Source organism: Chitinophaga japonensis, from assembly GCF_007830125.1.
GTDB lineage: Bacteria > Bacteroidota > Bacteroidia > Chitinophagales > Chitinophagaceae > Chitinophaga > Chitinophaga japonensis.
On record NZ_VLLG01000003.1, the window covers coordinates 1,631,640 to 1,649,543 of the forward strand.

Here is a 17,904-nt window from a genome sequence, read left to right on the forward strand (position 1 = left end):
CGCTTTTACCAATACCGGACATATTATTTGCATGTATATGTATTAATAGCTGGCTGTATGCTTTCAAGAGGAAAGGCATTATCTTGGCGTAGCTCCTTCATCAATATGTTGCTATGCTCAAGAACTATCTCAAAATTGCCTGGCGTAACCTGTGGCGCAACAAGGCATTTTCCGCTATCAATATCATTGGTCTTGCTTTAGGCCTGGCCTGCAGCCTGCTGATCCTGCTGTGGATGCAGGACGAGCGCAGCATGGATAGTTTCCATCTCCATAAAGACCGCCTGTACGCTGTGTACGAGCGGGAATACGCAGAAGGAACAACAGGGGCTACCTACGCCACACCGGGTTTGCTGGGAGAAGAGCTGAAAAAAGTGATACCTGAAGTGCAGTATGGATTGAGCTATGCGTTTGATGCCGGCATTTTTCGTACGGGCGGGAAAGTATTACGGGAGGAGGGAATGTACGCGGGCAATGATCTGTTCCATATGTTCAGTTTCCCGCTGCTGCAGGGCAGTGCGGACAAGGCCTTATCTGCACCCGGTAATATCGCCATTTCCAATAAGATGGCAACGGCGCTTTTCGGCAGCCCTGCCGCTGCCATGGGTAAAACAGTATCGTATAACAACCGGCAGCATTTCCTGGTGACGGCCGTATTTGCCGACGTACCGAATCATTCCTCCCTGAAATTTGATTACCTCCTGAACTGGGACACATTCCTGGCCACGCGTCCGCATGCCAGGCTATGGAGCGGCCAGGGACCACGCACCGCCATCATGCTGAGAAAGGACGCCCATCCTGCACGGGTCAGCGCCAGGCTGCTGAAATTCCTCGACAACTACTACAGGAGCCAGGGGCCGGGGCTGCGCAAGGAGCTGGGCATGCAGCGTTTTGATGAACAGTACCTCCATGGCAATTTTGAGAACGGGCAGGTAAGCGGTGGCCGTATTGAATATGTAAGATTGTTCAGCATTATAGCGGTATTCATCCTGCTGATCGCCTGCATTAATTTCATGAACCTTACTACTGCGCGCGCCGCAAAACGGGCCAGGGAAATAGGGGTGCGGAAGGTAGCCGGGGCCATGCGCCTTTCACTGGTGCAGCAGTTCATCAGCGAAGCCATGCTGCTGGTCCTGGTGGCTACCGGCATTGCGCTGTTGCTGGTGCAGTCGTCATTGCCGCTGTTCAATGACATTACCGGCAAAAGGATGGAGCTGCCATTCTCCCAGCCGGGCTTCTGGCTGCAATTAACTTTATTGGGACTGTTGACGGGATGCATGGCGGGCAGCTACCCGGCCTTTTTCCTGTCTTCCTTTCAACCGGTAAAAGTGCTGAAGGGCGTGCTGCAATCCGGGAAGGAAACGGCAAGGTTCCGGAAAGGGCTGGTGGTGTTCCAGTTTGTGTTGTCCATTCTCCTGGTGATAAGTGTTATTACTGTTTCCAGGCAGGTGAATTATATACAGACCAAGCAGTTGGGATACGACCGGGAGAACCTGCTCTATGTTCCCCTGGAGGGCCATCTCTCACAGCAGTATGCCTTTTTTAAACAGGAAGCATTAAAGCAGCCTGGTATCAAAATGGTCACGCAAATGGGCGGCGCGCCAACCGGTGTGCATAGTTACCAGGACAGTGTTAGCTGGGAAGGGCGGTCGCCGGATTACCGGCCCACTTTTGCCATAGCCGCAGTGGGGCGCGACTTTATTGAAACAGTAGGCGCTCACCTGGTAAAGGGTCGTGATTTTTCCCCTGCATTTTCAACGGATACCCTGAACTTCCTGGTCAACGAAGCCGCCGCCGCAAAGCTCGGCTTTAAAGATCCCATAGGCCAGGCGCTTACCCTCGAAGACGGGCACCGGGGTATTATTATCGGCATTGTGCAGGGCTTTCATACCAGTTCCCTGCATGACCCCATAGAACCGGTCATTTTTAAGTTTGATGAAAGCAGCGGGGGGAATGCGCTGATCCGGACAAGCGCCGGTAAAACCACGCAGGCGCTCGCCGCCCTGCAGCAGCTATGCCGGCAACTGAACCCGGCATTCCCGTTCCGGTACCAGTTTGCAGACGACGCTTACCAGCGGATGTACAAAAGCGAGCAGGTGATCAGCCGCCTGGGATACTGGTTTGCCGCCCTGGCCATTGTTATTTCCTGTATGGGCCTGTTAGGGCTGGCCCTGTTTTCCGCAGAGCAGCGCACAAAGGAAGTCGGCATCCGGAAGGTATTGGGGGCCAGCGTAACGCAGTTGCTGGTGTTATTGTCGCGCGAATTCCTGTTGCTGTTGCTGTTGGCCTTTGCCATTGCCGTGCCGCTGGGTTGGTACGCCATGCACAAATGGCTGGAAGGCTATGCTTATCATACCGGGATTGCCTGGTGGATATTCCTGCTGGCCGGGGCGCTGTCGCTGTTGGTAGCGTTGGGCACCGTAAGCGTGCAGGCGGTAAGAGCAGCGCTGGTAAACCCGGTTAGAAGTTTGCGGGCGGAGTGAAATGCAGGTGAAGCAGCCCTTCAATTTTTCAGCTCGCTGGGCAGTATGCCGAATTTCTTTTTGAAAGCCACTGTAAAGTGATGCGGATGCTTATAGCCTATTTTTTCGGCTACTTCATTCACGTACATCTTTTCATCGAGCAGCAGTTGTTTGGCCTTCTGCATCCGCAGGTGGCTCAGGTAGCCAAAAACCGTGGTGCCAAATAATGCCTTGAAACCTCTTTTCAGCTTCATCTGGTTAATGCCGGCTTTGCGCGCCAGGTCAATGATGGAACAGGCCGTATCATAATGCAGCTCAATGTAGTTCTTGACTTCATACAGGCGCTCAATATCCTGTTGTTTCAGGCGGGCATGGCCGCTGCGCGCCTGCTGATCAAATTCCTTTACCTGCGCCAGGAACAGCTCCGTTACTTTGGCTTCCAGGTAAAGGGATTTGAAATGGCCGGTATAGGGGGCGAGCAGCATTTCCTGTATCAGCGCCGTCATTTCGGGTTTGATGCCGGCCAGGTAAGCGCCCCATGCCTCTTTGCCACCTGCTACCTGTTCCATAAAACCGGCCATGAAGGGACTTTCTTCTGTATAAAAATGATCGAAGAGGGTAGTGGATATCTCCATTTCAAAAATGGTACCCTCTTTGCCGGGGGTAGGCGCCAGGCGATGATGGTAATCCCTGGCCCGCTGGTAAAACAGGCCGTATTGTTTCTCTGCAATATCCCAGCCTTTTACGCCATTGGTCCTGGACAAGCCCGAAAAGCGGAAATGCGCCACGATGGAATCGCTTTCCGGCCGCACAATGAGCGCTTGCTCCTGTTGCGCCACGTAATTGGCCCATATCAGGCGGATATTGCTGAGCGTTACTTCATTCAGCTTCATACAGAACCCGTTGTCCTGTTGTATCTGCCGGCTTTTCTCCACGATGCCGGTCATGCCCGGCACCGGTGTGCTGGTCCTGTATACGGGCGTGTTGGTGGTAGATGGTATTCTCTCCTGCATATTAATAGCTGCTGGTCATTACAAAAATAACGGAGTTGCCGGGATGCGGCTACTCGAAAACGGAATTTAAGCCGCGGAAATAGTTCCTTTTGCATGGATCATAGTTCCTTTTGCGTTCCCGGCAACCCGCCAGATCTTGTCATTTTTGCAGTATGAACTACCAGCAACCGCATTTCGTGATACTGTTATTTGGCAAAGGTGAAAACTGGAAGGAGCAGGGGAATGACCTGGCTGCGCATGCGGCTTATTATCACCGGCTGCGGGAGGAAGGAAAAATGATCTTTTCCGGGAAACTGATGAGCCGCCCGGAAAAGATCATGATGGTACGGGTAGATTCGGATACAGAACTGGAGGCGATGATCACCAACGATCCCGGGGTGCGGGAACAGGTGCTGGAGGTAGTGGAGGCGATCCCGTTTAAGTTTTTGCCTAAGGGGCTGTATGAGGAGTAGGGAACTTATTTTCTGCCTGTAAATGTTCGCAGATGATTTTTTATTAATATTACCATGAATATTTAAGAGGCAGTGGGATGAGATGACAAGAAGGTGAGTGAGCCTGCATCCCTAAATGCTGACGGTAAACAAATTAATAATATTAGAATAGAAGCACCTATGCCTGCAAATAAAAGATGGCTATGTAAAAGGAAAGCGTTATTATTTATCGTCGTGCTGGGGATGTTGCAAAGTAGTTGTACCCGGTACAGAGATATTGATCAGATCATAAGCCAATATGATTCCACTGATTTCAGTAGTTTGAGGGACAGGACTGTGCTTTTCAGAAGCCGGGGACTTACACGAGCGTCATCAATTTATTTTGTTGGTACTTATGAAACTTCTTGTTCGCCTTATATTGTGGAGGTTAATGATAGTGAAGGTAACATAACTGAAATTAGAAATCATTTGGTCATTGAGAGTTGTGGAAAAGATTATCTCAGTAAGAAAGAGATTGAATTAGTGGTAAAACGATATCTGATGTTTAACCTATGTTCTATTCAGGTTGATGCAGAGGGAAATGTTTATATCAACCCTTATGAACAGGAATTACCAATTTTGTTACGCAGGTCTTCTGGTGCTGGTCCACGGGATTTAAGCAGGTTTAGTTGGTACAAAGGAAACTGGTATGTCCGTAAATAAGGGGGTGTGGAATTTTAAGCAAGCTTTGATTAAGAGTATTGAATAAGTAGAATGATAAAGGGAAGTAACGGTAAAAGCACCGCAGTTTGTTGTTTAGCTATGATATTTTCAGTTCAGCTAACTTTATCTTGTAGGGATAGCATTAGTGAAAGATATCAAGCGGAATGCATTGTAACGGACAACGGATTTACTAAGGTGGATTTGGTGAAGGGTATTCCTACTGCGTATAAGCGTTTCTCCGGTGACGACTTTTGGGGTGAAAAGGTAGAGTTTGATGACAGTGGCCTATCCCGCTACTATTTCCTGATTGATACCATTCAAGCTTCTTTTATTAAGGTGTATGCTTCTTATCCGAAAAGTGTCTGGTTCGAGCAAGGAACTCCACTAGCTTATAATACAGCTAAAACTGATTTGAATAAAGGAGTTGTTAATTTTGTTTCCGTTTTTGCAGGGACAACGTTTGATTCTTTGAATATTCTCATATCCAGTGACGGTCAAAAATATATTCCCTGTGTATTAGAGAGAGAAGATACAGCATTTAATGGATATCCTGTCGTACGATATAAGGCAGCTTATGTAAAGGGAAGTATAGTGCATTTCTATTTTAAAATAGAAGCAAGAGACAAATTTGACAAAAGAACAAGAACCTATTTTGACACGATTAATTATTCAATATTTAAATAGTGAGAGCTGGTTATACTTTCAGAGCCATGAAGATAGAGAAGGGCTAAAAAAATATGAAATAAAAAGATGTTTTAGGTGAAATAGTTTATCTGCCAGTAACTAACAGCGTACATATTAATGCACATTACACAATAGGAGTAACAAAAGCCGCCACAAGAATATAAGAAGCTCAAATCCGGTAGCTGTATGTTATTACCAAGTTAGGGGTGATCTTTTCCGAGGCGCTGATGAGCCGCCCGGAAAAGAGTATGGTTGTACAGGTTTACTTGAGTGTGGAGTTGGCCGTCATGCCATTTAAAATATTACTGCCTTAAAACGTCGGCGGCGGTGCATCCAGGTCGGCGTCCAGGAAATCAGTGATCATGGGGATCAGCCAATCCGCCCGCAGCATCATACCGATATGCGTAGTGCCGGGTATAATGGCCAGGCGCGATTTGGGCAGCCCGTGGATGTCTCCCATTTTTCCACCGCCTTTGGCACGGAACAGTTCCAGGGCATGCTCATACCGTATACCGTCCGCGTCGCCAATAGCCATGAATACCGGGGCCTGTATATTTTTTACCTCCCTGGTCCACTCATAGGGCTTTAAGTCTATACTCATCACCTTCTTCACATATTCCGGGAAACGGGCCGGATCGTTCCCGAGGCTGTCGTATTGCTTTTGTATCGCGGTGCCCCTGAACATGTCTGCGTTCATGGTAGCAAAGCTGGCCTCCACATCGGGCCACCACCCGTCATGCGCATAAGTGCCTGACAGCACTACCAGCCTGCGCACCTGCTCGGGATGGCGCACGGCTACCTGGAAGGCTACCCCGCCGCCCATGCTATATCCCAGTATGTCTGCACTGTCTATTTTAAGGTGTTTGAGCAGGCCGGATACATCGTCCGCCATGCCTTTATAGCTAAGCGCGCGGGGGATGTCCCGTGTGCGGCCATGGCCCTGCATTTCCGCTACGATCACTTTCCGGTCTTTGGCCAACCGGGGTAGGATGTGCGCCCAGTTCAGGGGAATATTCATAAAAGAGCCGTGCAGCAGTACGATGGGCTTACCTGCTCCATGCACCTCGTAGTACATTTTTAGCCCGTTTATGTCGGCATAGCCGCTGTCAGTTAGCTGTGCCTGCTGGTTGGCCAGCGAGTCTTCGTGTGCAGTGGAGGCATTTGGACCTTCTTTACCGGCCGGTTGGCAGGATGCTGCTATCATCACAACGATAGCAAGGGAAAGCCTGTTCAGGAGATGTTTGTTCATATAGATTGCCGTTTAATGATGATACAAATCTCGGCAACAATATGGTCTTGCCGGCAGTGCGTATGCGACAATTAGCGGGTGAAAAGTGACATTACGGGGAGGGGGAAATGTTCTTTTTGAAATTTTAATATTTTAACTTCGCGGATCATAAACCCTATACCATGAAGTTAAAATTTACCGCTCTTTTACTGCTATTAGCCTCCATGTATGTTATATCCTCCTGTAGCAAGGATGAAAGCCAGCCTCCCGGCGGGGAATCTACGAACCTTTTTGTCCGGATGCAGCAGGGATTGATACCGGGAGATGATACCGTTTATCTGATCAGCTACGATGCAGACAACCGGGTTAAAAGTATAATAGACAGCGCCTATGATAATACATGGAAACCTGTTTATGACAACGCAGGCAATCTTATCTCGATTACTGAAAGCGGTTGGAATATTAGTTTCAGTTATAATGCAGATAATCAACTGACACAAATCGACTACCAGGCTGGCGGCATTCCTGCAAGATATACATTTGAGTACGTCAATGGCGTTGTTTCAAAGAAAAGCTATTATACCTATACTGATCTCCAGGTGCCGGAGCTACGCCTGTGGAGATATTTCACCTATGAAGTAACGGATGGTAACATTACCGGTATGAAGCAGTACGATAGTGGAGATAACCTGGTGAATGAAAGAAAGTTTACGTATAACGGTGAGCCGAATGTCTTCAAACCGATCTCTTTGTTCAACTTCCTGAATAATCTTGGTACAAACGATATTGCCAACTTTGAAACATTCTTCAACAAGAACCTGATTACAAGCACCTCCATAATTAATAACGGGCAAGCGCCATATGTGGCTACTTATGCCTATACTTACAACGATAACAAGCAGCTTACAAAGATTGTGGTAAGCTGGCCCTCTGATACGTTTACATGGCAGTTATCCTACTAAATATATAAAGAAGGGACAGCCTGTTAGCGCTGTCTCTTTTCTTTATATCCCATTGCTTTGCTCCCGATACCGCGCCATATATCCGCTGTCACCTCCCTTTCACCCTCTGTCAGGTGGCGCTATCCATCTGTACGCTGTCACTATCCATCTGTCATGTGACGAAGTCCACCTCTGATCTGTCACGCTACATATGTCATGTTTCACGATCCATCTGTCAGGTGGCGGGTCCGTTTAACAAGTGGCGGCATCCATTAAAGGATTGACCGCCTCTTTTAAAGCATTGGCGAGGTCCGTTAAACAACTGTCGCAGCCGGATAAACCGGTTCCATTGTCTTTTAAAGGCCTGTTGCGTTCCCTTGCGGCCGGGAACGGCGGTTTTAAAGGGCCGGTCTGCCATTTTTAGTACCTGCTTTTACATTATGTATTTAACTATATGTGCTTTTTACTGCACTTTCATTGAAAAATCGCATAAATTTTCCCAAAAAATGCCTTTTAATTAGTTTTTATCTTGAAATTACTTACGTATTTTGTGCGAAAGACCAAAATCTAGTACTTAAGTATTTTATTAAAACTAATTTCGCTATGAAGATGTACTATTTACTCCTTACTTCCTTTTTACTGGCCGTAAACGGGACCTATGCCGGGGAAAAGGCGTCTGCAGGGCCATCCGGACCGGGAATGCCGCTGGCGGACACGGCCGGCATGACGCCCCCGGAAGATACGGCCGTTCATACCGCCGGGGACCACAACCTGCTGCTGGATATACCCGGTTTTCCGGAAGTACGTAAGTACTCGTGGCTGGGGATGAACCGGAAGCCTATAGTAAATAGGGAGGAAGTCCCTTTCAGGCCTTCGGTACAGGTAGGGGCTATTGTTCATATGTTCGCCTTTACGGAACAGGACGGCTATACGGCTCCCCATACCGCCACTGACCCATCTTCCTGGAAAAAAGGTTTTTCCCTGTACCGCGCCCGTGTGCTGGTAGGCGGCCAGCTCACCCGCAAGGGCAGCTTCTTTATAGAAACGGAACTGCCTTCCATTATCGGCGGTCCCAATGCGGACAGTACCAAGAATGTAAAAGTGGCGCCCGTCATCCTGGACGCCCAGTTCCAGTACAATTTCTCCAACGCCTTCCAGGTCATTGCCGGGCAGCAGCTCGTATCCAACAACCGGAACGGCCTGCAGGGCGCAGCCGCTTTGATGGCCAATGATTTTTCCTATTTCCAGTACCCTTACAATCTTTTTGAGAACAGCCCCCTGCAGGGCAATTTCGGGAGAGACCTCGGCGTGAACTTCCGTGGCTTCCTCCTGCACGATAAATTTGAATACCGCCTGGGCGTATTCACCGGCCGCAATGTGGACGGTAAAGGCCCGCTTCGCTTCACCAGCCGTTTTGCCTATAATTTCCTCGACACGGAGAAAGACTACTACTATGCCGGCACCAACCTGGGTAAAGGTCAGACCTTTACCTGGGGCGCGGGCTTCGACACCCAGGGCTCTTACTACAACCTGAGCACCGATGTGTTCTTTGATTATCCCGTGGCCGCCAATGGCTCCCTTACATTGAACGGGGCCTTCCAGTATATGACCGGCGGCACCAACCCGGATGACAAATACTCCTTCGCTTCCCTGATCCCGGCGCAAACCGTGCAGTTCCTGGAGCTGGGCTACTATTTCAAGAAGGCAAAGCTGCAGCCCTGGGTAAAGTTTGAGAACCAGCACATCACCGCCAGGGCCGAACAAACAAAAGGCAGCGATGTGGAAGCCTTCAACAAGCTGAACTCCGGCTCCGTGTACGGCGGCGGCCTCAATTACTTTTTCAATGAGCTGGGTACCAACCTGCGCCTGTCCTATATCTCCCGGGCCTACAATGTAGCGGCGGAAACGGACTACGACAAGAAAGCCTACGGGCAGGTATGGCTGCAATTACAGTTCTTCATTTTCTGATACCGTTTTATCAACTCATAAAAATTATTATCATGATTCCTGTACGCACTGTTTACCTTAAAAGAATACTGTTCCTGCCGCTGGCGATCCTGCTGTTGTTCACCGCCTGCCAGTCCGGCGGTAATGCCGGCGGAAGCAGCAATGACAGTACCGCCGAAGGCACCGTGAAGATCGGGGTGCTGCATTCGCTGAGCGGCACCATGGCTATTTCCGAAGTGTCACTAAGAGATGCCGTGCAGATGGCGGTAGACGAGATCAATGCCGCCGGCGGTGTGCTGGGCAAAAAGATAGAACCGGTGGTGGTAGACCCGGCTTCCGACTGGGACCTGTTTGCCGAAAAATCCAAGGAGCTGCTCATGGACAAAAAAGTAGCGGCGGTGTTCGGCTGCTGGACCTCCGTATCCCGTAAGTCCGTGCTGCCCGTTTTTGAAGAGCACAACGGACTGCTGTTCTACCCGGTACAGTATGAAGGAGAGGAAAGCTCCGAGAACGTGGTGTATTCCGGCGCTACGCCCAACCAGCAGCTTATTCCGGCTGCGGACTACCTGATGAGCGCAGAAGGCGGCGGCTACAAAAGGTTCTACCTGCTGGGCACCGATTACGTGTTTCCCAGAACGGCCAATAAGATACTGAAGGCCTACCTGCTTTCCAAAGGCATTGCGGAAGCGGATATCATTGAAGAATATACGCCCTTCCACCACCAGGATTACCAGACCATCGTTTCCAAGATCAAGAAGTTTGCCGTAGGCGGTAAAGCCTGCGTGCTGTCTACCATCAACGGCGATTCCAACATTCCTTTTTATAAAGAGTTTGCCAACCAGGGCCTTACCGCGGCCACCTGTCCCATTATGGCCTTTTCCGTAGCGGAAGACGAGCTGCGCGCCATGGATACCGAATTCCTGGTAGGCCACCTGGCAGCCTGGAACTATTACCAGTCCGTGGACCTGCCGGAGAACAAAAAATTCGTGGAGAACTTCAAAGCTTACTGTCAAAAGCATAACCTGCCCGGCGGTGCAGACCGTGTAACGGATGATCCTATCTGCTGGGCTTATACAGACGTATACCTCTGGGCCAAGGCGGCAGAAAAGGCCGGCTCCTTTGAAGTGGACAAGGTGCGCGCCGCGTTGCATGGCCTGAGCTTCGACGCGCCGGCCGGCACCGTGAAAATGGACGACAAGATCAACCACCTCGCCAAATCCGCCATGATCGGGGAGATCAAGCCCGACGGGCAGTTTAGCGTGATCTGGAAATCACAGGGACTGATCGATCCGCAGCCCTTCTTTACACTGGAGAACAACAAAAATTAAAAATGCAGAAAACAGAAAGCGTAAAGCCCAAGGCAGAAAGCGTAAAGCTGAAAGCAGAAAGCGTAAAGCAAAAAGCTATCAGAGCGGATATAAATACTCGCGTTAATAGCTTTCTGCTTTTAGCTTTCAGCGTTACGCTTTTAGCTTTTAGCGTAAAAACTGCCGCACAGGATAGCACGGCGCTGTACATACAGCAGGTGCTGCACCCGCAGGAAGCAGAGATGCGGACGCAGGCGCTGGCCCGGCTGGCGGCCCTACAACCGCCGGCAGCCTTCCCTTTCCTGGCAGCGGTGAGCAGCAGCAGTTTGTACCTGCTGGATGGCAGGGCGGTGACCACCGGCAGCAGGAGCGCCGGGCAGGACGACCGTTTTCCCATATACGAAGTATACCCCGGCCAGCGGCAGTTGAAGGACGAAAAGGGGCGGCCGCTGCTGCTCCCGCTCTCCGCGCTGCAGCCGGTAACGGCGAGCCGCCCGCAAAGGCTGCAACTGGCGCCGCTGGCCGCAGTGCTGGATATGTTCAGCGCCGATGCGCAAAAGCGCGCCATGGCCTACAGCCAGCAGGGCGCAAAGGGCGCCGCGCATGCGGATGCATTGCGGCTGGCGCTGCAAACGGAAACAGATCCCCTTGCGCTGCGCGCGGGCAGGGAAGCGATGTACGCCGTGCGCCTGCAGCGCGCCACGGATGCTGCCGCTGCCCGGTTGCTGATCGATTCCCTGTACCAGCACAACGGCGATAACGCTACCGGCATCCTGCGCAACTGGGCTAAAAAGCCCGGCGTGCCGCAGGAAGCAGCCGCTTATGCCCTGCAGCAGGCGCAGCGCCTGGACAGCCACTATGCCTGGATGCAGCGCATACAGAACCTGTTCAGCGGCGTGAGCCTGGGCAGCATTCTCATACTGGTGTCGCTGGGATTGGCCATTGTATACGGCCTGGCGGGCATTATCAACATGGCGCACGGCGAGTTCCTGATGATCGGGGCATATACGACCTATTGTATGGAGCTGCTGTTCACCAACGTGCTGCAGGTGCAGGATGCCAACTGGTTTTTCATCGCAGCGCTGCCGGCATCGTTTGTAACGGCCGGCCTGGCGGGCCTGCTGCTGGAGAGGCTGGTGATCCGCCACCTGTACGCCCGTCCGCTGGAAAGCCTGCTGGCTACCTGGGGCATCAGCCTGATCCTGATACAGGCGGCGCGCACGCTTTTCGGCGACCTGACGGCGGTGAAGCTGCCCGGTATGCTGGCGGGCGGCTGGCAGGTAACGCCGCACCTGGTACTGCCCTGGAACCGCCTGTTCATTATCCTGCTCACCATCGTGGTGGTCATTGCATTGTACGGCCTCTTGTTCCGCTCCCGGCTGGGCATGCAGATAAGGGCCGTTACGCAGAACCGCAACATGGCGGCCTGCCTGGGCATCAATACCAAAAGGGTGGATGCCGTTACCTTTTTCATCGGCTCTGGACTGGCAGGCCTGGCGGGTTGCGCCATGACGCTGATCGGCAACGTAGTGCCGGACATGGGCCAGACCTATATCGTAGATTCATTCCTGGTAGTGGTCACCGGCGGGGTAGGCAAGTTGATGGGCACCATTGCGGCGGGGCTCGGCATTGGTATCTTTTCCAAAGTACTGGAAGCCTTTTTCCAGGCGGTATACGGGAAGGTGCTCATCCTCCTGGGCATTATGATCTTTATGCAGTTCAGGCCCAGGGGCCTGTTCCCCGACAAGGGAAGGATCGCGGAAAATTAATCACTAAATGCAAACGCTAAAAGCCAAATGCTAAAAGCTAAAAGCTCATCCAAACTGGCCACCCTGCTTTTTGTGCTGTTCTTTGCGGTGGCGTTGCCGGCCGGCCACTGGCTGGGCATTGTTTCCGTCAACACCATTTCGCTGTGGGGCCGGTATTTCTGTTTTGCCATTGCCGCATTGGGCATAGACCTGGTGTGGGGATACACTGGCATCATGTCCATGTGCCAGGCTTTCTTCTTTTGCCTGGGCGGTTACTGCATGGGCATGCACCTGCTGCTGAAAGCCACGGCCCTGCAGGGGCAGGAGCTGCCGGCCTTTATGGTATGGAACAACATTACGGAGCTGCCCTTTTTCTGGCAGCCTTTTAACGGTTTTGTGCCGGCCCTGTTACTCAGCCTGCTGGTGCCCGCCGTCGTGGCTTTCGTGATCGGCTATTTCGTGTTTAAAAGCCGCATCAAGGGCGTGTACATGGCTATTATCACGCAGGCGCTGGCCCTGGCCATGTACCTGCTGTTCCTCCGTAATGAAACAAAGCTGGGCGGCACCAATGGCCTCACCAATTTCAAGACCCTGCTGGGCCTGGACCTGTATGCGCCGGGGGTAAAGGTGGGGCTGTACTTCGTGGCCTTTGGCATGCTTTGCCTCGCGTATGTAGCGTGCCGTAAAATAGTAGGCTCCAAGTTCGGGAAGATACTGCAGGCCATCCGGGACAGCGAGCCGCGCGTGGGCTATACGGCTTACCGCGTGCTGCATTACAAGCTGGCCGTGTTCGTGGCGGCGGCCGTGCTGGCAGGCGTTGCCGGTATGCTGTACGTGCCGCAGACCGGCATCATAACGCCCGGCCGCATGGATGTAAAAGCCTCCGTGGAAATGCTGATGTGGGTGGCGCTGGGCGGCCGCGGCAGGCTCAAGGGCGCCATTATCGGCGCATTGCTGGTCAACTGCCTGTACAGCTTCTGCACCAGCCTGTTCCCGGAAGGGTGGCTGTTCATACTCGGGCTGCTGTATGTGCTCACGGTATTGTATTTCGACAAGGGTTTCCTCGGGTTGCTGGAGCTGCTGTTTAAAGCAAAGCGCCTGAAAATAGCGGAAAGCATAAAGCAAAAAGCAAAAAGCCATCAGGGCGGATATAAATACTCGCGCCAATAGCTTCGTTGCTTTATGCTTTCCGCTTTATGCTAAAAATTAAAACTATGTTGCTTGAAGTAAATGATCTCGCAGTAGCCTTTGGCGGGGTACAGGCGCTGGACCTGGAATATTTTTCCCTGGAGGATAAAGAGCTGCGCGTGGTGATCGGTCCCAACGGCGCGGGCAAGTCCACCTTCATGGACATACTCTGCGGCAAGACCCAACCGGACAGGGGCACGGTGCGGTTCAGGGAGCACAGCATCACCGGCCTCACGGAAGTGCAGATCGCGGAGCTGGGCATCGGCCGCAAGTTCCAGCAGCCTTCCGTATTTCCCGGCCTTACCGTGTTTGACAACATGGTGCTGGCCGCCCGCATGAAAAAGGACGTTTTTTCCTCCCTGTTCTTTAAAATGACAGGCGAGTTCAAGGATAAGGTGCATGCCATGGCGGAAAGGGTAGGGCTGGAAAATGTGCTGCAGCAGCCCGCCGGCGCGCTCTCCCACGGCCAGAAGCAGTGGCTGGAGATCGCCATCGTGGTGCTGCAGGACCCGCAACTGCTGCTGATAGATGAACCGGCCGCCGGCATGTCGGACCGGGAAACGGAAAAGACCGGCGAGCTGCTCCTGGGCCTGGCGGAACAGCACGGCGTGATCGTGATAGAGCATGACATGCATTTTGTAAAGCAGATCGCCAACCGCCTGGTGAGCGTGCTGGTGAACGGTAAGCTATTAATGGAAGGCTCTTTTGAGGAGGTGCGCAACGATCAGCGCGTGATCGACTGTTACCTTGGCAGGGCCAATGCCCAACTTGAAAAAGTATAACGCTATGAATGAAGTTATTCTATCCGTCAGTGATGTAAAAGCAGCCTATGGTCAAAGCACCGTCCTCTGGGGCGCCAGTCTTATGGCCAGGAAAGGGGCCATTACGACCGTGATGGGCCGCAACGGCGTGGGAAAGACCACCCTGCTCAAAACCATCATGGGCCTGGTAAAGACCACGGCCGGGGAGGTGCGGCTCAATGGCCGCAATATCACCAATCTCCAGCCTTACCGGGTTACCCGGGCCGGTATCGGCTATGTGCCGCAGGGCCGCGAGATCTTCCCGAAGCTCAGCGTGCAGGAGAACCTGAAAATGGGCCTGGAAGCCGCGCCGGGCTACAAGGCACGCATCCCGGAAGAGGAGATCTATGCGTTGTTCCCGGTACTGAAAGAGTTCCGCCGCCGCCTGGGCGGTAACCTGAGCGGCGGGCAGCAGCAGCAACTGGCCATTGCCCGTGCGCTGATCAGCGGTCCCTCCCTGTTGCTGCTCGACGAGCCTACCGAAGGCATACAGCCGTCCATCGCTATCGAGATCGGCAACATTCTCCGGCGCCTGGCGGAAGAGAAAGGCATATCCGTATTGCTGGTAGAGCAGAAGATCGATTTTGCCAGGCACGTAACGGACTATTTCTACTTTATGGACCGGGGCCGCATGACGCGCGAAGGCGCTGCGGGCGTGCTGGATTTCCGGGAGCTGCAGGAGCATATAGCCGTGTAGGGGGCCTGCTTTCTTTTCGACCTTTAAATGATTATTTTTAGCGCATGAACCAAAATCTGGGGATCATATCGGAAGATCGCAGGCTTTTCAGGCACTTCACGATCCGGTATGGCATCGCGCTTACTTTTATTGCCGTATTGTCCATCGTCAGCCAGGTAAGGATACAGCAGCACCTGAACCGCTCCATGGATGATTCCCATGTCATTAACTTTGCCGCCCGCCTCCGCACTTACAGCCAGATACTGTGCAAATCCGCCCTGCAACTGGAAAACGGGCACGATGTGGAGATCAACGGCAAAGAGTTCGTAAACACCCTGCGCCAGTGGGAAAAGGCGCAGGAAGGGTTGCAGGCCGGCAGCAAGTTCCTCAACCTGCCCACGGAAAACATGGAGGAGATCAACGAGATGTTTGAGCTGATCAGCCATCCCCGCCAGGAGATGATGGCGGCAGCAGAGCATATCGTGACCATCCTGGATACCACGAAGCCTTTTCAGCCGCAACTCATACGCCCCTACGTAAAGACCATCCTGGACTATGAGCAGTCCTACCTCCTGGGCATGGACCTGATCGTATTTGACTATGACCGCTTTTCCAAGGAGCGTATCCGGCAGCTCAAGCAGATAGATTACCTCATGCTGGCCATGGTGCTGGCCACCCTCCTGCTGGAAGCCGCCTTTATCTTTTACCCGCTGGCCCTGCATATCAAGAAGACCGTTGTGGGGCTGGTATCCTCCGAAGAAAAAGCCCGCAAGCTCACGGAAGACCTGCGTGTGGCCAGCGACCGGATGGAACGCTCCTACAACGAGCTGAAAAAGAAAGAGCGGGAGAACCGCCAGCTCACGGAAGAAAAGATACGCCGCGAAGGCATAGAGCAGAAGATCCGCTCCTACGCCATCATCAACGGCCAGGAAAAAGAACGGAAAAGGATCGCCGCCGAAGTGCATGACGGCATCGGGCAGATGCTCACCAGCCTGCGCATGAAGCTGGAACAGATAGAGGATCGCGCAGAAGCGCCGGACCCCGAAGTAGCAACGGTCAACAATATGCTGGCCCGGCTGATCACCGAGACCCGCCGCATCTGCTCCGACCTGCTGCCCAGCGTGCTGGAAGACTTTGGCCTGCTGTCCGCCATCGAGGACCTGGTAAAGACCTGCAAGGACGCCGACCGCCGGCTGGAATTTTTCCTGGACGCCAATATCCGCAAAGAGCAACTGTCCCGGGAGCTGGAGATCAGCGTGTACCGTATCATACAGGAAGGGCTGAACAACGTGGTGAAGCATGCCGCCGCCACCAAAGTGGAAATATACCTGGATACCTCCGGCGGCTGCCTGGAGCTGATGATCCGCGACAATGGCAAGGGCTTCTACTTTGATCACCGGCAACTGCACCTGAAGAACATGGCGAAGAAGATGAACGGCATACGCGGCATGAAGGAACGGGCGGAGCTGCTGAACGGTACTTTCAACATCAGTACCGAACCGGGGAAAGGCACCATTATTCAACTAGAAATACCCTTGTGAACATGAACGCAAAGATGAAGGTCTTCCTGGTGGACGACCATGAAATATTCAGGAACGGGCTGAAGCAACTGATAGACAGCGAGCCGGACATGGAAGTGATAGGGGAGGCCGGCGATGGCGAGACCGCCCTGCACCTGCTGTCCACCCTTTCTTCCGACGTAGTGATCATGGACATCCGTATGCCCGGCATCAACGGCATTGAGACCAGTGAAGCCATTCTCAAACAGCAGCCGCAAAGCCGCATCCTGTTTTTCAGCCTCTATGATAACCCGGACTACGTGGCCCGGGCGCTGGAAATGGGCGCCAGTGGCTACATTCTCAAGGATACCAGCAACAAGATATTCCTGCATGCCATCCGCACCGTATACAGCGGCCGGTTCTATTTTATCGGCGATGTGACCGACGTGCTGGTCAAGAAATACCTGGACATCCAGAAAACTTCCGGCGGCAAATCCGCGGTGAACGCAGATATTTCCCTGTCCAGGCGCGAAGAGCAGATCCTGCGCCTGATCCGCAATAACCTGAGCAACAAGGAAATATCCAACTCGCTGAATGTCAGCATCCGCACCATAGAAGCGCACCGCCTGAACATTCTCCGCAAGTTCCAGTTGAACAGCATGGAAGAGGTGCTGGCGTATTGCCAGGAAGCGGGGCTGATCTGAGCGGTATAATTCCCCCGGATGTATTAAATTTATGATCTCATAAACGTCATGACAATGTTCTGGATCATCCTCTCTTTCCTGTTCGCCGCCGGTCTCGTTACCTGGATCATTACCAGCATCAACCGCCGTTCCCGCCAGTGGAGCGCCTGGGATGACTGATATACCTTATCTTTAGCGCATGGCAAAAACAATCAAGCAGGCGCTGGGCGAAGGCGCCTTCCGGGTCAACGGCAAGCTGTGGATCGAAAGCAATGGCAAGCGCTTCTTCGGTCCCGGTCCCGTAGAGCTGTTGGAGCTGATAGACCAGACCGGCTCCATTAACCAGGCCGCCAAAAAAATGAAGCTTTCCTATAAAAAGGCCTGGGAAATTGTTAACAACCTCAACACTATGGCCGCGCAACCGCTGGTGATCACCTCCACCGGCGGCGAAAAGGGCGGCGGTTCCACCATCTCAGAGGAAGCCCGTCAGTTGATCAGCTATCACCGTTCCCTCCGCGAAAGGTTCCAGGCTTTCCTGGACAAAGAATCCGCTAAGCTCGGGTAAGCTGGTAAGACCTGTCAGGTTTTAGGAAACCTA

At 52.5% G+C, this 17,904-nt stretch carries 16 protein-coding genes; 14 read left to right on the forward strand and 2 right to left on the reverse strand.

Translation table 11 applies throughout. The annotated features are described in order from the left end of the window. The first annotated feature begins 113 nt into the window (after nucleotides 1-113). Nucleotides 114-2,480 carry an ABC transporter permease gene (locus LX66_RS15625; protein ID WP_145715111.1) on the forward strand — a complete coding sequence of 789 codons (2,367 nt, stop codon included), beginning with the start codon at nucleotides 114-116 and terminating at the stop codon, nucleotides 2,478-2,480. Nucleotides 2,481-2,500: 20 nt separating this feature from the next. On the opposite strand, the gene LX66_RS15630 is transcribed toward LX66_RS15625, so the two are convergent. Then, nucleotides 2,501-3,472: a helix-turn-helix transcriptional regulator gene (locus LX66_RS15630; RefSeq protein WP_145715113.1), complete on the reverse strand. Its 972-nt coding sequence runs from the start codon at nucleotides 3,470-3,472 to the stop codon at nucleotides 2,501-2,503. A gap of 152 nt (nucleotides 3,473-3,624) precedes the next feature. On the opposite strand from LX66_RS15630, the gene LX66_RS15635 reads away from it, so the two are divergent. The 3 genes from LX66_RS15635 (at nucleotide 3,625) to LX66_RS15645 (ending at nucleotide 5,289) form a co-directional block, all read left to right on the forward strand. Continuing rightward, nucleotides 3,625-3,924, forward strand: coding sequence for a YciI family protein (locus LX66_RS15635; protein WP_145715115.1), 300 nt, complete (start codon nucleotides 3,625-3,627; stop codon nucleotides 3,922-3,924). Between the two features lie 93 nt (nucleotides 3,925-4,017). Further along, the gene (locus tag LX66_RS15640; RefSeq protein WP_145715117.1) at nucleotides 4,018-4,605 is read left to right on the forward strand and encodes a hypothetical protein; all 588 of its coding nucleotides are present in this window, start codon (nucleotides 4,018-4,020) and stop codon (nucleotides 4,603-4,605) included. A gap of 51 nt (nucleotides 4,606-4,656) precedes the next feature. Further along, the gene (locus LX66_RS15645; protein ID WP_145715119.1) at nucleotides 4,657-5,289 is read left to right on the forward strand and encodes a hypothetical protein; all 633 of its coding nucleotides are present in this window, start codon (nucleotides 4,657-4,659) and stop codon (nucleotides 5,287-5,289) included. Nucleotides 5,290-5,599: 310 nt separating this feature from the next. On the opposite strand, the gene LX66_RS15650 is transcribed toward LX66_RS15645, so the two are convergent. Next, complete coding sequence (locus tag LX66_RS15650; protein ID WP_145715121.1) at nucleotides 5,600-6,538, reverse strand: alpha/beta fold hydrolase; 939 nt, start codon at nucleotides 6,536-6,538, stop codon at nucleotides 5,600-5,602. 161 nt (nucleotides 6,539-6,699) lie between these two features. Here LX66_RS15650 and LX66_RS15655 point away from each other — a divergent pair, with 161 nt between their 5' ends. The 10 genes from LX66_RS15655 (at nucleotide 6,700) to LX66_RS15700 (ending at nucleotide 17,871) form a co-directional block, all read left to right on the forward strand. Continuing rightward, a complete protein-coding gene (locus LX66_RS15655; protein ID WP_145715123.1) occupies nucleotides 6,700-7,479 on the forward strand; it encodes a hypothetical protein in 780 nt (259 codons plus the stop codon). A 582-nt stretch (nucleotides 7,480-8,061) separates the two neighbouring features. Next, a complete protein-coding gene (locus LX66_RS15660) occupies nucleotides 8,062-9,426 on the forward strand; it encodes a hypothetical protein (RefSeq protein WP_145715125.1) in 1,365 nt (454 codons plus the stop codon). A gap of 32 nt (nucleotides 9,427-9,458) precedes the next feature. Beyond that, on the forward strand, nucleotides 9,459-10,733 hold the full coding sequence (gene urtA / locus LX66_RS15665) for an urea ABC transporter substrate-binding protein (protein ID WP_145715127.1): 1,275 nt from the start codon (nucleotides 9,459-9,461) through the stop codon (nucleotides 10,731-10,733). 2 nt (nucleotides 10,734-10,735) lie between these two features. Beyond that, complete coding sequence (gene urtB / locus LX66_RS28375; RefSeq protein ID WP_211366235.1) at nucleotides 10,736-12,481, forward strand: urea ABC transporter permease subunit UrtB; 1,746 nt, start codon at nucleotides 10,736-10,738, stop codon at nucleotides 12,479-12,481. Between the two features lie 27 nt (nucleotides 12,482-12,508). Next, a complete protein-coding gene (urtC, locus tag LX66_RS15675; RefSeq protein WP_145715129.1) occupies nucleotides 12,509-13,630 on the forward strand; it encodes an urea ABC transporter permease subunit UrtC in 1,122 nt (373 codons plus the stop codon). Nucleotides 13,631-13,674: 44 nt separating this feature from the next. Beyond that, nucleotides 13,675-14,430, forward strand: a complete 756-nt coding sequence (gene urtD, locus LX66_RS15680) for an urea ABC transporter ATP-binding protein UrtD (RefSeq protein WP_145715130.1) — start codon at nucleotides 13,675-13,677, stop codon at nucleotides 14,428-14,430. Between the two features lie 4 nt (nucleotides 14,431-14,434). Further along, nucleotides 14,435-15,145, forward strand: a complete 711-nt coding sequence (urtE, locus tag LX66_RS15685; RefSeq protein WP_211366238.1) for an urea ABC transporter ATP-binding subunit UrtE — start codon at nucleotides 14,435-14,437, stop codon at nucleotides 15,143-15,145. Nucleotides 15,146-15,189: 44 nt separating this feature from the next. After that, nucleotides 15,190-16,665: a sensor histidine kinase gene (locus LX66_RS15690; protein WP_145715133.1), complete on the forward strand. Its 1,476-nt coding sequence runs from the start codon at nucleotides 15,190-15,192 to the stop codon at nucleotides 16,663-16,665. Nucleotides 16,666-16,667: 2 nt separating this feature from the next. Further along, complete coding sequence (locus LX66_RS15695; protein WP_145715135.1) at nucleotides 16,668-17,327, forward strand: response regulator transcription factor; 660 nt, start codon at nucleotides 16,668-16,670, stop codon at nucleotides 17,325-17,327. Between the two features lie 178 nt (nucleotides 17,328-17,505). Beyond that, entirely contained in the window at nucleotides 17,506-17,871 is a 366-nt protein-coding gene (locus LX66_RS15700; protein ID WP_145715137.1) for a winged helix-turn-helix domain-containing protein, read from the forward strand. The last annotated feature ends 33 nt before the right edge of the window (nucleotides 17,872-17,904 follow it).

What these genes read in the sequence shown, in the direction of transcription:
- LX66_RS15660 (WP_145715125.1), top strand. Translation starts at nt 8,062, where the DNA reads ATGAAGATGTACTATTTACTCCTTACTTCCTTTTTACTGGCCGTAAAC.
- LX66_RS15635 (WP_145715115.1), top strand. Translation starts at nt 3,625, where the DNA reads ATGAACTACCAGCAACCGCATTTCGTGATACTGTTATTTGGCAAAGGT.
- urtB (WP_211366235.1), top strand. Translation starts at nt 10,736, where the DNA reads ATGCAGAAAACAGAAAGCGTAAAGCCCAAGGCAGAAAGCGTAAAGCTG.
- urtD (WP_145715130.1), top strand. Translation starts at nt 13,675, where the DNA reads ATGTTGCTTGAAGTAAATGATCTCGCAGTAGCCTTTGGCGGGGTACAG.
- LX66_RS15625 (WP_145715111.1), top strand. Translation starts at nt 114, where the DNA reads ATGCTCAAGAACTATCTCAAAATTGCCTGGCGTAACCTGTGGCGCAAC.
- LX66_RS15650 (WP_145715121.1), bottom strand. Translation starts at nt 6,538, where the DNA reads ATGAACAAACATCTCCTGAACAGGCTTTCCCTTGCTATCGTTGTGATG.
- LX66_RS15690 (WP_145715133.1), top strand. Translation starts at nt 15,190, where the DNA reads ATGAACCAAAATCTGGGGATCATATCGGAAGATCGCAGGCTTTTCAGG.
- urtC (WP_145715129.1), top strand. Translation starts at nt 12,509, where the DNA reads ATGCTAAAAGCTAAAAGCTCATCCAAACTGGCCACCCTGCTTTTTGTG.
- urtA (WP_145715127.1), top strand. Translation starts at nt 9,459, where the DNA reads ATGATTCCTGTACGCACTGTTTACCTTAAAAGAATACTGTTCCTGCCG.
- LX66_RS15695 (WP_145715135.1), top strand. Translation starts at nt 16,668, where the DNA reads ATGAACGCAAAGATGAAGGTCTTCCTGGTGGACGACCATGAAATATTC.
- LX66_RS15655 (WP_145715123.1), top strand. Translation starts at nt 6,700, where the DNA reads ATGAAGTTAAAATTTACCGCTCTTTTACTGCTATTAGCCTCCATGTAT.
- urtE (WP_211366238.1), top strand. Translation starts at nt 14,435, where the DNA reads ATGAATGAAGTTATTCTATCCGTCAGTGATGTAAAAGCAGCCTATGGT.
- LX66_RS15630 (WP_145715113.1), bottom strand. Translation starts at nt 3,472, where the DNA reads ATGCAGGAGAGAATACCATCTACCACCAACACGCCCGTATACAGGACC.
- LX66_RS15645 (WP_145715119.1), top strand. Translation starts at nt 4,657, where the DNA reads ATGATAAAGGGAAGTAACGGTAAAAGCACCGCAGTTTGTTGTTTAGCT.
- LX66_RS15700 (WP_145715137.1), top strand. Translation starts at nt 17,506, where the DNA reads ATGGCAAAAACAATCAAGCAGGCGCTGGGCGAAGGCGCCTTCCGGGTC.